The sequence below is a fragment of the Pseudarthrobacter sp. HLT1-3 genome (assembly GCF_059383535.1).
On the sequence record NZ_JBWZCJ010000012.1, the window covers coordinates 117,425 to 131,822 of the forward strand.

Annotated in this window: 13 protein-coding genes; 10 read left to right on the forward strand and 3 right to left on the reverse strand. The window is 67.2% G+C overall.

All coding sequences use genetic code 11. The features are described 5' to 3' along the window. Positions 1-11: 11 nt before the first annotated feature. The 4 genes from AC50X9_RS12260 (at position 12) to AC50X9_RS12275 (ending at position 5,240) form a co-directional block, all read left to right on the forward strand. Positions 12-1,244 carry a glycoside hydrolase family 76 protein gene (locus tag AC50X9_RS12260; protein ID WP_494893967.1) on the forward strand — a complete coding sequence of 411 codons (1,233 nt, stop codon included), beginning with the start codon at positions 12-14 and terminating at the stop codon, positions 1,242-1,244. Between the two features lie 165 nt (positions 1,245-1,409). Next, positions 1,410-2,465 (forward strand): iron ABC transporter substrate-binding protein, encoded by a 1,056-nt coding sequence (locus tag AC50X9_RS12265; RefSeq protein WP_494893969.1) that lies wholly within the window; start codon positions 1,410-1,412, stop codon positions 2,463-2,465. Positions 2,466-2,469: 4 nt separating this feature from the next. Beyond that, complete coding sequence (locus AC50X9_RS12270) at positions 2,470-4,062, forward strand: ABC transporter permease (protein WP_494893971.1); 1,593 nt, start codon at positions 2,470-2,472, stop codon at positions 4,060-4,062. Next, positions 4,059-5,240 (forward strand): ABC transporter ATP-binding protein, encoded by a 1,182-nt coding sequence (locus AC50X9_RS12275; RefSeq protein ID WP_494893973.1) that lies wholly within the window; start codon positions 4,059-4,061, stop codon positions 5,238-5,240. Before AC50X9_RS12270 ends, AC50X9_RS12275 begins: the two co-directional genes overlap by 4 nt. 69 nt (positions 5,241-5,309) lie before the next feature. Here the strand turns inward: AC50X9_RS12275 and AC50X9_RS12280 are convergent, their stop codons facing one another. After that, on the reverse strand, positions 5,310-5,909 hold the full coding sequence (locus AC50X9_RS12280) for a YdeI/OmpD-associated family protein (RefSeq protein ID WP_494893975.1): 600 nt from the start codon (positions 5,907-5,909) through the stop codon (positions 5,310-5,312). 91 nt (positions 5,910-6,000) lie between these two features. Here AC50X9_RS12280 and AC50X9_RS12285 point away from each other — a divergent pair, with 91 nt between their 5' ends. The 5 genes from AC50X9_RS12285 to tgt all read left to right on the forward strand — a co-directional run bounded on the left by AC50X9_RS12285 (position 6,001) and on the right by tgt (position 10,666). Beyond that, complete coding sequence (locus AC50X9_RS12285; protein ID WP_494893977.1) at positions 6,001-6,792, forward strand: VOC family protein; 792 nt, start codon at positions 6,001-6,003, stop codon at positions 6,790-6,792. A gap of 43 nt (positions 6,793-6,835) precedes the next feature. Beyond that, entirely contained in the window at positions 6,836-7,375 is a 540-nt protein-coding gene (locus tag AC50X9_RS12290) for an NUDIX hydrolase family protein (RefSeq protein ID WP_494893979.1), read from the forward strand. A gap of 120 nt (positions 7,376-7,495) precedes the next feature. After that, entirely contained in the window at positions 7,496-8,551 is a 1,056-nt protein-coding gene (locus AC50X9_RS12295) for a DUF6707 family protein (RefSeq protein ID WP_494893981.1), read from the forward strand. Between the two features lie 48 nt (positions 8,552-8,599). Then, complete coding sequence (locus AC50X9_RS12300; protein WP_494893984.1) at positions 8,600-9,325, forward strand: SRPBCC family protein; 726 nt, start codon at positions 8,600-8,602, stop codon at positions 9,323-9,325. 33 nt (positions 9,326-9,358) lie between these two features. Then, the gene (tgt, locus tag AC50X9_RS12305) at positions 9,359-10,666 is read left to right on the forward strand and encodes a tRNA guanosine(34) transglycosylase Tgt (RefSeq protein WP_494893986.1); all 1,308 of its coding nucleotides are present in this window, start codon (positions 9,359-9,361) and stop codon (positions 10,664-10,666) included. A 105-nt stretch (positions 10,667-10,771) separates the two neighbouring features. On the opposite strand, the gene AC50X9_RS12310 is transcribed toward tgt, so the two are convergent. Next, positions 10,772-11,467: a queuosine precursor transporter gene (locus tag AC50X9_RS12310; RefSeq protein WP_494893988.1), complete on the reverse strand. Its 696-nt coding sequence runs from the start codon at positions 11,465-11,467 to the stop codon at positions 10,772-10,774. A 314-nt stretch (positions 11,468-11,781) separates the two neighbouring features. Further along, complete coding sequence (locus AC50X9_RS12315) at positions 11,782-13,194, reverse strand: MFS transporter (protein WP_494893991.1); 1,413 nt, start codon at positions 13,192-13,194, stop codon at positions 11,782-11,784. Between the two features lie 142 nt (positions 13,195-13,336). Between AC50X9_RS12315 and AC50X9_RS12320 the strand changes: the two genes are divergently transcribed. Then, positions 13,337-14,206 (forward strand): hydroxymethylpyrimidine/phosphomethylpyrimidine kinase, encoded by an 870-nt coding sequence (locus AC50X9_RS12320; protein ID WP_494893993.1) that lies wholly within the window; start codon positions 13,337-13,339, stop codon positions 14,204-14,206. Positions 14,207-14,398: the final 192 nt, after the last annotated feature.

Here is a 14,398-nt window from a genome sequence, read left to right on the forward strand (position 1 = left end):
AGGCTGGAACCATGAGCCCAGCCGATGTTTCCGCCGCCCCCGACTGGTCCTTTCGCGCGGACGAAGCGGCCCGTTCCGTGACCAGGCTGTTCGGGCAGCGGCTTCTTTTCCTGCCGGGAACCCACATCGCCGCGATCGTGCGCCCCTCGGGACGGCTCAAGAACCTGGCCCGGCCCTGGCATTACTGGTGGCAGGCGCACTATCTGGACTGTCTGGTGGACACCGGCCGCCGCGAGCTCGGCACGGAAACGCGGCCCGGAAAACGGTTCGACGGCGAGAACCGTCCCAGCGCGGGCAGGCTCGCCTCCCGGCTGGTCACCGGGATCCGGCTGCGCAACTTCCTCACCGTCGTGAACAACTACTACGACGACATGGCCTGGCTCGCGCTGTCCACCGTGCGGCTGGAGAAACTCGCCGAACAAAGCCGCAAGGCGGCAGGTCGGCGCCGCAACGCCAGGGTCCTGAAGAGCCTCACGCTGCAGTTCGATTCCGCCTCCACGGACGACCTCGGCGGCGGCACCTTCTGGAGCAAAAAGCGGGATTTCAAGAACACTCCGGCCACGGCCCCGGTGGCGCTTTACTACGCCCGCACCGGACAGGCAGCCAAGGCGCAGGCCCTGCTGGACTGGCTGGATGCCCGGCTTTTCGACCCTGAACAGGGCATGTACCGGGACGGTCTCCGGATCACACCCGGCGGCGAGGTAGTCCTGGAAAGCACGATCTACTCCTACAACCAGGGCCCCGTCCTGGGCGCACTGCTGGAGCTCGGCGGCGAGGCGAACCTGGCCCGCGCGGCCTCGCTCGTGGCTTCCGTTGCACAGCACCTCACCGTCCCTGCCCCGACACCCGGGCACGGCACCATACTGCGCTGCGAGGGAAGCGGCGACGGCGGCCTCTTCACCGGCATCCTGGCCCGCTACCTCGCCCTGGCCGCGGTCGATGGGCGGCTCCCGGCCCGGACCAGGGCGAAGGCAACGGCACTGGTGCGCGACACCGCCGAGGCGTTCTGGGAGGGCCGCCGGATCGTCTCCGCCCCGGAGCCGCTGGCGGGCAAGGAGGGCCGGATCATCTTCTCCGCCCACGCCGAGTTGCCGGCGCTCAGCAGCTACCCGGCGGGATCCGCCGTCGAACTCTCCACCCAGCTGCAGGCCTGGCTGATCCTGGAAGCCGCGGCGTCGATAGCCGGCATGCCGGGGACGCGGAACCCGGCAGAACCGGTGCCGGGACTACCGGCCGGGAATTAAGTCATGCAATAGTTTCGTAATCGATGTGATCCTGGTCACTTAACGGGCCCCCAACTTGGTGACTTAGGTTTGGCTAACCTACAGTTTTTCCTAGTGAGCATGCCCTAACTTCCCCGCTCACAGGGGCTTAGGGTTCCCAGCACATTCCTTGCAGAAAGCAGCCCCATGAAGATCCGCAACAACGCGCTGGCAGGTATCGCACTTGCCGCCACCGCCGCGCTCGGCCTCACCGCCTGTGGCTCCAGCACCTCCACGGCCCCCAGCAGCAGCGCCGCCGCTGACGGCAAGATCTCCGGAGAGATCACGGTCTACAACGCCCAGCACGAATCCCTGACCAAGGAGTGGGTGGACGCCTTCACCGCGGAAACCGGCGTCAAGGTCACCATGCGCCAGGGCTCGGACACCGAGATGTCCAACCAGATCATCCAGGAAGGCAAGGCCTCCCCGGCCGACGTCTTCCTGACCGAAAACTCCCCGGCCATGGCCCAGGTCGAAAACGCCGGGCTCTTCGCCGACATCGACAAGGCCACCATCGATCAGGTGCCGGCCGAGTTCCGCCCCTCCACCAACAAGTGGACCGGCATCGCGGCCCGCTCCACCGTGCTGGTGTACGACAAGGCCAAGCTCACCGAAGACCAGCTGCCCAAGTCCATGCTGGATCTGGCCAAGCCGGAGTGGCAGGGCAAATGGGCGGCATCGCCGTCCGGTGCCGACTTCCAGGCGATTGTCTCCGCCCTGCTCGAGCTCAAGGGCGAAGCAGCCACCGAGGAGTGGCTGAAGGGCATGAAGGCAAACTCCAAGCCCTACAAGGGCAACAGCACCGCCATGAAGGCGGTCAACGCCGGTGAGGTCGACGCCGCCCTGATCTACCACTACTACTACTACGGCGACCAGGCCAAGACCGGCGAGAACTCCAAGAACGTCGCCCCGTACTACTTCAAGAACCAGGATCCGGGCGCGTTCGTGTCCGTCTCCGGCGGCGGCGTGCTGGAGTCCTCGAAGAACGCGGCGGCGGCGCAGGCCTTCGTCAAGTTCATCACCGGCAAGAAGGGACAGGAAGTCCTGCAGAAGGGCACCTCCTTCGAGTACGCCATCGCCTCCGACGTTCCCGCGAACGAGAAGCTCGTCCCGCTGCCGGAACTGCAGGCGCCCACCGTGGATCCGGCCAAGCTCAACTCCGCAAAGGTCTCCGAGCTGATGACCAAGGCAGGACTGCTCTAACCACGTGACCACCAAGCTGGCGGCTCCCGGAACAACCGGGGGCCCGACGACGGCGGGCCGGGGCAAGCGCCCCCGCCCGCCTCTCGGCGTCTCTGTAATTGCTGTCCTTGCGGTCCTGATCGCCCTCTTCGCGCTAATTCCGCTGGGCTACGTCATTGTCATGACGGTGGCCACGGGGTGGGACACCGCCGTGGAACTAATCTTCCGGGAACGCGTCGGCGTGCTGCTGCTCAACACGGTGCTGCTGATGCTGGTCACTGTGCCGCTCTGCCTGATCCTCGGCGTCGGCGGCGCCTGGCTAGTGGAACGTACCCAGCTCAAAGGGCACAAATGGTGGGCCGTGCTGCTCGCCGCCCCGCTGGCCATCCCCGCCTTCGTCAACAGCTACGCGTGGGTTTCCGCGGTGCCATCGCTCGAGGGCCTGTGGTCCGGCGTGCTGATCGCCACGCTGTCCTATTTCCCGCTCGTCTACATCCCGGCCGCCGCCACACTCAGCCGGCTGGATCCTGCCATCGAGCAGTCCGCCGCATCCCTGGGCCTCGGCGCCTGGCGTACTTTCTTCCGCGTGGTGCTCCCGCAGCTGCGGATTGCGATGACCGGCGGCGCGCTGCTCGTGTCCCTGCACCTGCTCGCCGAATACGGCGCCTTCGCGATGATCCGCTTCGACACCTTCACCACCGCGATCATGGTGCAGTACCAGTCCACCTTCAACGGCACTGCCGGGAACATGCTGGCCAGCGTGCTCGTGTTCCTCTGCCTGATCCTGCTGCTGGTGGAGGTGCGCAGCCGCGGCAGCGCCCGGTACGCGAAGATCGGCTCCGGCGCACAGGCCCGCGCGCTGCGTCTGCCGTTGCACGCCTACCAGCTCCCGTCCCAGCTGTTTCTGGCCGCGCTCACCGCGCTGGCCTTCGGGCTGCCGCTGACCTTCGTGCTGCGCTGGATATTCTCCGGCGGCCCGGACATCTGGGCAGCGGACGAATTCCTGCCCGCCCTGCTGCAGACCCTGATGTACGGCCTCACCGGCGCCCTGGCCACCACGGTCGTCGCGTTCCCGATGGCGTACCTGGCCGTGCGGCACCCCAGCTGGTTCAGCAAGGCACTGGAATTGTCCAACTACATCACCAGCTCCATGCCGGGGATCGTGGTGGGCCTGGCGTTCGTGACGGTCAGCATCAAGGCCGCGCCGGACCTTTATCAGACCTCCGCGCTGCTGATCGCGGCCTACGTGCTGCTGTTCCTGCCGCGCGCGCTGGTCAACATCCGTTCCGGCCTGGCCCAGGCGCCGAAGGAACTCGACGAGGCCGCGCAGGCGCTCGGCAAGCCGCCGCTGCTGGCCTTCCTCCGGGTCACGCTGCGGCTCACCGCCCCCGCCGCCGCGGGCGGCGCAGCGCTGGTGTTCCTGGCGATCGTCAATGAACTGACGGCAACACTGCTGCTCTCCCCCAACGGCACCCGGACGCTCGCCACCGAGTTCTGGAGCAAGAGCAGCGAAATCGACTACGCCGGCGCCGCCCCGTACGCCCTGCTGATGATTATAATTTCGGCACCGATGACCTACCTCCTCTTCCAGCAGTCCAAGAAAGCAGCGGGACAGTGACCGAAACCCAGCACAGCCCCTCCCGGCTCCCGGAACCGCGGGTCGCGGCGTCCGTGGCCACCAGCACCAACACCCACCTGGAAATTGATGCCGTCACCAAGAACTTCGGCTCCCAGGCGGTCCTCATGGGTGTCAACCTTTCGGTAGCGAAGGGCGGCACGACCGCGATCGTGGGGCCCTCCGGCTCGGGCAAGACCACGCTGCTGCGGCTGGTCGCCGGTTTTGAGCACCCGGACACCGGCAGCATCTCGCTCAACGGCGCCAAGGTCGCCGGCGACGGCGTCTGGGTCCCGGCACACAAGCGCCACGTCGGCTACGTGGCGCAGGACGGCGCACTCTTCCCGCACCTGAGCGTCGGAAAGAACATTTCGTTCGGCCTCGACGCCGCCGGGCTTGCCGGCGGGCACCGTGGCGTCAAGGACCGGGTGGCCGAACTGCTGGCCATGGTGTCGCTGGACCCGTCGATGGCCAAACGCCGCCCGCACGAGCTCTCCGGCGGGCAGCAGCAGCGCGTGGCCCTGGCCCGGGCCCTCGCCCGGGAGCCGGAGCTGATGCTGCTGGACGAACCATTCTCCGCCCTGGATGCAGGCCTTCGGGTGGCCACCCGCCGCGCCGTCGGCAAGGTGCTGCACGACGCCGGTGTCACCACCATCCTGGTCACCCACGACCAGGGCGAGGCGCTGTCCTTCGCGGACCAGGTCGCCGTGATGCGCGGCGGACGGCTGGCGCAGATCGGCAACCCGTTCATCGTCTACACCCGCCCCGCGGACCGCGCCACCGCGGAATTCCTCGGCGACGCGGTGATCCTCGATGCCTGGATGGAGGGTTCCCTGGCCACCTGTTCCCTGGGCGGCATCCCCGTGCGCCGGCCCCCGGCGCAGGGCCGCGTCCAGCTCATGCTGCGGCCGGAACAGATCCGGATCTCCGAGGACGGACCCATCCGCGGCGTCGTGGTGGACACCGATTACTTCGGGCCCGAAACCACCGTCCGGCTCAAACTCGCCGTTCCGCCCGTCCTCGCGGAGGGCGCCGTGGCCGACCACCGCTACCCCGGCGGCGGCGAAATCATCACCATCCGGCACTGGAACGCCTCGATCGCCCGCCCCGGCACGGAGCTCTGCCTCCGCGTCGTCGGCGAAGCCGTGGCCTTCCCGATGGAGGACCTGCCGCCGGCCTAAGTTGCGGGCGTCAGCGTGCCGCGCCGGCGGGGTTCAGGATGCCGGCGGGGTTCAGGGTGCCGGCGGGGTTCAGGGTGCCGGCGGGCGTTTGGTCTGCGGATACGGCGTTTCGTGCCGGGCGAGCATCTCGACGAATCCCGCGATCTTCTTCTCCCGGGTGGCGGCCTGTTTCACGCCGTTGGTGCGGTAGATCAGGGCATACCTGTTCACCGAGGTCAGGACGTCGAACATCGCCTGCGCCCGCGGGTCTGCCGCGATGGCGGCGGCGAGGTCTTCAGGGACCTCCGCCGTCGCCGCGCCCGAGTAAGCGGCTTCCCAGCGGCCGTCCGCCTGGGCGCTTTCGACGGCGGCGCGGCCCGCGGGAGCCATTCTGCCGGCGGCTTCGAGGCGCCCGATCCGCTCCACGTTACGCGCGGACCACAGACTCTTCGGTCCCCGGCGGGTCATCCGCTGGAAGGAACTCCCCCCGTCACGGCGCCGGCCCTGGCCGTCGATCCAGCCGAAGCACAGCGCTTCCTGCAGCGCGGCCTCATAGTCCACCTCCGTGACGTCCCCACCCTTCTTGTGCAGCACCAGCCACACACCGGGGCTCTCCGCATGGTGCTGTTCCAGCCAGGCACGCCACTCGTCCGCGTCCTTCACCAGCAGTTCCTCGAGTTCAACAGCCATGGCACCATTCTGCCCCGGCACTGACCACCGGCGCTGCTTTGGTGGCACGATAGCCCTGAGAGCTGGATACCGTCACACCCGAGGAGCAACGATGCTGCGAGTCCGCCCGATCCACTTCACCTCCCGCCTTGATGCCTGGGAGCGGCTGCTGACCGACCTTGGCCTGGTCAAGACTGTTGACGAGCCCACATGGCGGGAGTTCGACGCCGGATCCGGGCGCCTGGCGCTCCATTTCGTCGAGGCCGGCTCCGCTGAGGACGGCACCACTTCCCTCGGCGTCGAGGTCGGGGACCTCAAGGAATTCGCCCGGCGGACCAAGGAAGCCGGCGCGGCTGACAGCACCACGACAGCCGGCACCACCGCGGAACTCGTCGACGCCGACCACGGACCCTCCTGCCGCATCACCGCCGCAGACGGGTACAGTTTCCTGGCCGACCCAGCCACCCGCGCCAGCGACGGCAGCTGGGGCGGGTCAGCCGAAGCAGACCCGAGCCTCGCCGTCGTCGGCGTCTGGTTCTCCGAGGACGCAGTGGCGGCAGCCCGGACCCTGCGCGACATCGGCGCTGCGCCCCGCCCGGTTCCAGGCAGCGCCGCCGGCGGCAACGCCAACACAGACGCCGATACCGCCGAATCGGAGACGTTCACGGCCAAAAACGGCGGCGTCCTGATGCTCGGAACAAGCGCCGCGGGCGGGCAGGCCGGGCTGGGATTCGAATACGCCGGCGACCTGAACGCCCTTTGTGACCGTCTGGCCGAGGCGGGACATGAGGCGGCGCTCATCGAGGAGGCCGCCATCCCGACCCTGCATGTGGCCAACCCCGATGCGGACGGTGTGGCCGCCCGCCGGCCCCTCTGGATTTCCGCAGCACCGTCGCTCGGGTGAGGGTGAGCACGCCCCGGCCACGGGGATGGGGTAGAACTTAACCATGAATGTTCGCACTCCTGACCCGAACCCCGGCTGGCTCTCCGAAGAAGATTTGTTCGAGGCGCGCGGCCGGCTGCCCATGGTCTACGTCGAGGCCGTCCCGGTCCGGCTGGACCCGCTCGGGTTTGTGAACGAGGTCGGCACGCTTCTGCAGGCCGATGCGGACGGCAACATGATCCGCTCGCTGGTCTCCGGCCGGGTGCTGTACCGGGAGACCATCCGAGCGGCCCTGCTGCGCCATATGGAGAAGGACCTCGGCCCGCTGGCCTTCCCGCAGTTGCCCATCAGCCCGGTGCCGTTCACAGTGGCCGAGTACTTCCCCGCCCCGTCCCACACGGGATTCACCGACGACCGCCAGCACGCTGTTGCGCTGGCGTACATCATCCCGGTCACCGGCGAATGCTCTCCTCGCCAGGACGCCCTGGAACTGACTTGGATGACGCCACAGGAAGTCATGAGTTCGGATGTCCAGCTGGAATTCAGCGGCGGCCGCGGTGCCCTGATCCGCCAGGCACTGGCCTTCGCCGGGGTCGGGAACTGACCCGCACCGCGCCGGCCTGAAAACGCACCGGGACGCCCGGAGGTTGTGGTGCGTCCCCGACTTCCGGGGCGCGCCTTTGTAGACTGGTGGGCGGACCGCAAAAGAATTTAAGGATTCCCGATGACCCACCCACCAGCCGCACCGAACTACATCGAACAACAGGCTGGAGCTCTGCAGAGCGGTCATCATCTGCTCCTGCCCGATGGCAACCGTTCCGCCGAAATCCGGCGCGTTGACGTCGAAACCGACGATTTCGGCACTCCAGCCGTGGTCCTGGCGACCCTCACCGGCGGCGGCAGTCTCCGGATCGCGGCCGCCTCCACCGTCCTGGTCCTGGATACGGCCACCGGGGCTGCCGAACCCGCGGTCGCAGCACCCGCGTTCGAGGACGCCGGCACCGCGCTGCAGCTCGTCGAACCGGCCCCCGCTGAGGGCGCCGCCCAGAACGAGGCCAAGGAGCAGGGCGGGCGCCAGGCGACCGACGACGGCGCCGCAGCGGCCGCCGTCGTCGTCCCTCCCCTTCCGCCCGCGCCGCCCGCGGTGACCGGACCCAGCGAAGCGGACCTGGCGCTGATCCCCGCCCTCGAGGGCACACCCGAGTCCGTGGTGCAGGCAGTCGCGGAGGCCCACCCGGACTCGGTGGGGGTGCTGCTGCTCAGTGAACGGCTGGCCAAGGGGATCAATACCAAGTCCGGCAGCTGCCTCAAGGACCTCAGCGACCTCGCGCAGGAGCTGTTCATCATCCTCAAGGACCCCGAAAACGCGCTTGCCGTTGCCGACCTGCTGAACGTGCTGCCCTTCGACGGCAACCGCGGACGCTGGGCGTCGGTGGAGGCCTCACTCGCCCTGTCCAGCTACATCTGCCGGCACCTCGGGCAGGAGGAACGGGCCGCTGTCTACGAGAAGTTCCTCCGCGCCCCCGAAGCCATGGAGACGGACCGGTTCAAGGCCCGGATCAACGCCAAGGTCCGCCAGCGCTCGCTCAACGAACCGAACCTGTACGACAAGGAAATCTTCCGCTCGATGGACAACTCGAATCCGGACGCGGAACGGGAGTGGCGGCTCCTGCGGCTCGAGGCACTGCTCTTCCTGCGCGCCCACGGCGGCTCGGAAACCATCGGGGCACCGGAGCTGGACCGCCGGATCGGCAACGAACTCGAGTCTGTCCGTTCCTGAGGCGTTTGCCCCCTACCCCCTCGCGGCCCGGCGTTGTAGATTCACCCCATGACGAACAATCTGAGCGTTGTGATCAATTCCGACGCGCCGCAGGTTTGGACGATGCTGCGTGAACCCGCCAAGGTCGCCCAGTGGCACGGCTGGGAAGCCGACGACCAGGCGGCCGAGATCAACGAGATCTACTTCGGCCCCAACGTTGTCGAAGGCGCCGACCACACGTCCCTGGTGGTCGATGGCGGGGATGTCTTTACCTTGAAACCGGTCCCGGGCGGCACCGAGGTCAGCGTGACGCGGGCGGCCATCGACCACAATTCCGAGTGGGCGGCCTGGGACGAGGACATCACCCAGGGCTGGCTGACCTTCCTGCAGCAGCTCCGGTTTGCCCTCGAACGGCATCCGCACGGCAAGCGCCGGACCTTCTTCTTCTCCGTTCCGGGAAACGAGGAGTCCGCCATTGATCAGCTGGGACTCTCGGACGTTCCCAAGCCCGGCGAACCGTACTCGCTCACTCTGGCCACGGGCGAGGAAATCTCCGGCAAGGTGTGGTTCCGGAGCAACCACCAGGTGGGCCTGACCGTCCACCACTACGCGGAGCACGGAGACGGCCTGGTGATCGTGGCGGACCAGCCGGTCATCAAAGACATCCGGCCCCAAGGCGGGTCCCTGGTCATCATTTCCACCTACGACCTCGGGGCGCACCAGTTGGAGTCCATCCGCAACCACTGGGACAAGTGGCGGGCTGAGAACTACCCCACATCCGATCCGCTGCACTAAGGGTTGAAGGCTGTTAGCTGGCACACTTGAACGGTGCCAGCCAATCCTGATTCACCCGTGTCTTCCCTCCTGTCGGCCCAGCAGTCGGAGTTTTCCTTCCGCGTGGGCAAACGCCTGAGCGAGAGCTGCTCGCCGTCGGCGGTCCAGGTGGCTGGGAACGGCGGGGAGTTCCTCGGCCGCACCGGCACCACCACCACACCGCACGGCGAGATCCAGACCCCGGCATTCATCGCCGTCGGCACCAAAGCCACCGTCAAATCGGTGCTCCCGGAGTCCGTCGCCGAGCTGGGCGCGCAGGCCGTGCTCGCCAACGCCTACCACCTGTACCTGCAGCCCGGCGCCGATATCCTGGACGAGGCCGGCGGGCTGGGCACCTTCATGAACTGGCGCGGCCCCACCTTCACCGACTCGGGCGGGTTCCAGGTGATGAGCCTGGGCTCGGGGTTCAAGAAGGTCATCGACATGAAAACTGCGCCAGTTGCGGATACCGCGGTCCCCGACGACGCCGTCGCACCGGGCAAGGAACGGCTGGCCCACGTGGACGAGGAGGGCGTGTGGTTCAAGAGCCACCTCAACGGCGACCGGCACCGCTTCAGCCCCGAGATCTCCATGAACGTCCAGCACCAGATCGGCGCGGACATCATGTTCGCCTTCGACGAGCTCACCACGCTGCAGAACTCCCGCGGCTACCAGGAGGAATCGCTGGAGCGCACCCGGCGCTGGGCCGAACGCTGCATCACCGAGCACTTCCGGCTCACGTCCGAGCGCGCCGGGAAGCCATACCAGGCACTCTTCGGCGTGATCCAGGGTGCCCAGTACGAGGACCTGCGCCGCAAAGCCTGCCGCGACCTCGGCGCGATGAACTTCGACGGCTTCGGTATCGGCGGCGCCCTGGAGAAGGAAAACCTGGGCACGATCGTGCGCTGGTGCAACGAGGAACTGCCGGAGAACAAACCCCGGCACCTGCTCGGCATCTCCGAGCCGGACGACATCTTCACGGCCATCGAGAACGGCGCGGACACCTTTGACTGCGTCTCCCCCACCCGGGTCGCCCGGAATTCGGCGTTCTACCACCCCACCGGCCGGTACAACCTCTCCGGAGCCCGGTACAAGCGCGACTTCGGCCCGCTCCAGGAAGGCTGCGACTGCTACGCCTGCCTGAACTATTCACGGGCGTACATCCACCACCTTTTCAAGGCCAAGGAAATGGTCTCGGCCACGCTGATCTCGATCCACAACGAGCGCTTTGTCGTGAAGATGGTCGACGACGCCCGGCTGGCCATCGAGGCCGGCAACTTCTTCGAGTTCAAGGCCGAGACCCTGGGGCAGTACTACTCCTAGGTTCCGTGGGTGCAGGGCTGGCGCGTGCTGGGCCGCCCGCCGTCGAGTTCGCGGGGCCCCCACGCACGGCCCCCGCCGCGGTGGCCCGACGGGTCCGGCGGGAGCCTACGCCCCGTAGCTCGGTTCGCGCTTCTTGATCCAGCCGATGGCACCGGCGGTCACCGGGACGAAGAGGAACTCGACGAGGGTCTTGTAGAGGAAGCCCACCACGACGTAGTTCACGAACGTCGCGAGATCGGTAATCCCGATCACCGAGGCCGCGATGCTGCAGAAAATGAGCGTGTCAACGAACTCTCCGGCGACCGAGGAACTCATGATCCGGGCCCAGAGGGACTTCTCCCCGGATCGCGCCTTCATCTTGACGAGGATCCACGCGTTGATGGTCTGCCCCGCGAGGAACGCCAGAAGTGACGCGAGCACAATCTGCGGGACCGGGCCCAGTGCACCTTCCAGGGCGGTCTGCTTGGCGACGCCGAAGTCGTCGTCGAATCCCGGCAAGGCGATGATGATCCAGTAGCAGAGAGACGCGAAAACCGAGAGCGCGAAGGTGGTGACGATGGCCTTTCGCGCCACCTTGAAGCCGTAAACCTCGCTGATCACGTCGCCCAGAATGTATGCCAACGGGAAGAGGAAGAAGCCGCCGTCGGTGATGATCGGGCCGATCGCGACGCCCTTGGACGCCCCGATGTTGGAGAGGATCAGCACCACGGCCATAACGGCCAGCAGGATGCCGAAGTAGGGGGAACCGATCGAGGCGAATTTCGGCGGCGCGGCGGCCGGCAAAGTCTTGGCGGAAGTCATGGGTGTTCCATTCGTAGTGGTTCGCTCGGCGTCCCGGGTCCTTGAGGAGGACCTGGCTGGGCGCCGGCTGTATTAGCACTGGACGGTCCTGGCGGGCTGACCGCCGGGAACCGGCTTCCATTCTCTCACCCCCGATCCGAAGCCGTGGCAGGGGCTGCGGAAGTGGGATGCCTTCCGGCGACCGAACCGGTCCCCCTGAACGACGACGGCGGGCTGCCGGCTTCCGGACCGAAGTCCCGGAGCCGGCAACCCGCCGTCGTCATACGAACCGCCGGTCCGGCGGCCCGCACCGCCAGTTCGGCGGTTCCGCAGCGCTAGCGGCGCGACGCGTCGACGAGGTCCTTGTCGTCGTCCCTAAGGCCGTCGCCCGGCACGACCGGGGCCTCAGCAGGCTCCCAGGCATGTCCCTGTTCGTGGTCCAGGTGGGTGGACTTCTTGTTCTTCAGGGCGAAGATGTAGACCACCAGCGAGATGGCGATGGCCACGGTGACGTAGGTGAAGAACAGGTCCACCCGCTCGGCCTTCTGGAGGGCCGCGCCGATCAGCGGGACGGTGCCCCCGAAGAGCGAGTTGGCGATCGCGTAGCCGAGGCCGACACCGAGTGCCCGGATGGAGGCCGGGAACAGCTCGGCCTTCACGAGGGCGTTGATCGAGGTGTAGCCGCCGACGATCAGCAGGCCGCCCATCATCAGCAGGAACGCGGTGAGGGGGTCCTTGGTGCCGGCCAGCGTCGAAAGCAGCGGCCAGGTGAACAGCACGCCGGTGATGCCGAACCAGAGCAGCAGCGGCTTGCGGCCGACCTTGTCGGAAATGATGCCGTAGACCGGCTGCATCAGCATGAAGATGAACAACGCCCAGAAGTTGATCACCGAGGTGTCGGTCTTGGCGATGCCGGACGTGTCGTTCATGAATTTCAGGATGAAGTTGGTGTACGTGTAGAACGCTACGGTGCCGCCGAGGGTGACTCCGATGCAGATCAGCAGCGGCTTCCAGTGCTGGGTGAAGAGCAGCTTCATCGTGCCCGGCTGTGCGACGCCTGCCACGGCCGGAACCTTTGCGGCCTCGACCTGCTCGGCGGACACGGTTTCCTCCATCGAGCGGCGCAGCCACAGGACCACCAGCGCGGCGACGCCGCCGATCGCGAACGGGATCCGCCAGCCCCATTCAGTCAGGGCGGACTTGTCCATGGTGTTCTGCAGAATGACGAGGACCAGCAGGGCCAGCATCTGGCCGCCGATCAGCGTGACGTACTGGAAGCTGGAGAAGAAGCCCCGCCGCTTGGACGTGGCGGCCTCGGACATGTAGGTGGCGCTGGTGCCGTATTCGCCGCCCACGGAGAAGCCCTGGATCAGCCGGACCACGATCAGCAGGACCAGGGCCCAGACGCCGATCTGCTGCGTTGTCGGCAGGATCGCGATGGCGAACGAACCTGCGGACATCATCGTCACGCTCAGGGTCAGCGCAGCCTTCCGGCCCTTGCGGTCGGCATAGCGGCCAAAGAACCAGGCGCCCACCGGGCGCATCAGGAACGACGTCGAGAAGACGGCCATGGCCTCAAGGCCGGCCTGCAGGTCGTCCTTGGAATTGAAGAAATGCGACTGGAAATATGCCGCGAAAACCGTGTAGACATACAGGTCGTACCACTCCACGAGGTTTCCGGCAGAGCCTTTGAGAATATTGCTGACGGCTTTTCTCGTCTGCGCCGATTCGGACAGCTGCGTGCTCATCAATGAACCTTCCTGGATTCGGCGCCGCAAGAAAGCAACACCGTCCGCCACCCTATTCCTGGTGATCCGGCACACTTGGGTTTTGTTCATATTGGTCATGCGCACAATGCGGACGGTTTTCCGGGAATGGCAGGATAGGGCCATGGCTTCCACAGTTGACTCGCCCACCGCCGTTACGCCCGACGCCGCGTCCGCCCCCGCCGTTGCCCTGACCATCGCCGGGTCCGAAGCGACCGGCGGCGCCGGTGCGCAGGCTGACCTGAAGACGTTCCAGGAGCTGGGCGTCTTCGGCATCGCCAACCTGACGTGCATCGTTTCCTTCGATCCGCAGGACAACTGGAACCACCGCTTCGTCCCGATCGACCCGCAGGTCATCGCCGACCAGCTTGAGGCGACGACGGCGGCCTACGGTGCGGCGTCGGGCGCGCCGTCCCTGCTGGGCACCGTGAAGATCGGGATGCTGGGCAGCCCGGCGACCATCGCCACGGTCGCCACGGCGCTGGCCGCGGCCTCGTTCACCAATGTCGTGCTGGATCCGGTGCTGATCTGCAAGGGCCAGGAGCCGGGGCATGCGTTGGACACCGACCAGGCATTGAAGGCGCAGATCCTGCCGCTGGCCACGTTTGTCACGCCGAACCACTTCGAGGCCGAGTCCCTCTCCGGCCTGGCAATCACGGACCTCGAGTCGCTCAAGGCCGCCGCCGTCCGGATCCACGAGCTGAGCGGCGCCACGGTGCTCGCCAAAGGCGGAGTCCGCCTGGCCGGGCCAGACGCCGTCGACGTCTACTACGACGGCGAGATCCTGGAAGTCCTGTCGGCCCCGAAGGTGGGCGAGGTGGCGGTGTCCGGCGCCGGCTGTTCGCTGGCCGCAGCCGTTACCGCGGAGCTGGCCAAGGGCGCGACGCCACTGGAGGCCGCACGCACCGCCAAGGCCTTTGTGACCGCGGGGATCCGAAACCGGCTGGCCTCGGGGGCGCCGTTCACTGCGCTCTGGCAGGGCGGGCCGCGCTAACGTCCGTCGCCCCGGCGCGCCGGGGTCGCCGGGCAACGTCGGGGTCGCCTGGCAACGTCGGGGTCGCGGGCTACGTCGAGTTCGCCGGGACTTCCCTGTGTGTCAGGCTCTTGTGTGACAGGTTTGCTGTCGCCCGCGGCCTGGCGTGCGGGGCGGGGAAAGGTCCGTGATGGATTTTGTTATTCCTTCCCG

What these genes read in the sequence shown, in the direction of transcription:
- AC50X9_RS12260 (WP_494893967.1), top strand. Translation starts at nt 12, where the DNA reads ATGAGCCCAGCCGATGTTTCCGCCGCCCCCGACTGGTCCTTTCGCGCG.
- AC50X9_RS12265 (WP_494893969.1), top strand. Translation starts at nt 1,410, where the DNA reads ATGAAGATCCGCAACAACGCGCTGGCAGGTATCGCACTTGCCGCCACC.
- AC50X9_RS12280 (WP_494893975.1), bottom strand. Translation starts at nt 5,909, where the DNA reads ATGGCTGTTGAACTCGAGGAACTGCTGGTGAAGGACGCGGACGAGTGG.
- AC50X9_RS12285 (WP_494893977.1), top strand. Translation starts at nt 6,001, where the DNA reads ATGCTGCGAGTCCGCCCGATCCACTTCACCTCCCGCCTTGATGCCTGG.
- AC50X9_RS12290 (WP_494893979.1), top strand. Translation starts at nt 6,836, where the DNA reads ATGAATGTTCGCACTCCTGACCCGAACCCCGGCTGGCTCTCCGAAGAA.
- AC50X9_RS12295 (WP_494893981.1), top strand. Translation starts at nt 7,496, where the DNA reads ATGACCCACCCACCAGCCGCACCGAACTACATCGAACAACAGGCTGGA.
- AC50X9_RS12300 (WP_494893984.1), top strand. Translation starts at nt 8,600, where the DNA reads ATGACGAACAATCTGAGCGTTGTGATCAATTCCGACGCGCCGCAGGTT.
- AC50X9_RS12310 (WP_494893988.1), bottom strand. Translation starts at nt 11,467, where the DNA reads ATGACTTCCGCCAAGACTTTGCCGGCCGCCGCGCCGCCGAAATTCGCC.
- AC50X9_RS12315 (WP_494893991.1), bottom strand. Translation starts at nt 13,194, where the DNA reads ATGAGCACGCAGCTGTCCGAATCGGCGCAGACGAGAAAAGCCGTCAGC.
- AC50X9_RS12320 (WP_494893993.1), top strand. Translation starts at nt 13,337, where the DNA reads ATGGCTTCCACAGTTGACTCGCCCACCGCCGTTACGCCCGACGCCGCG.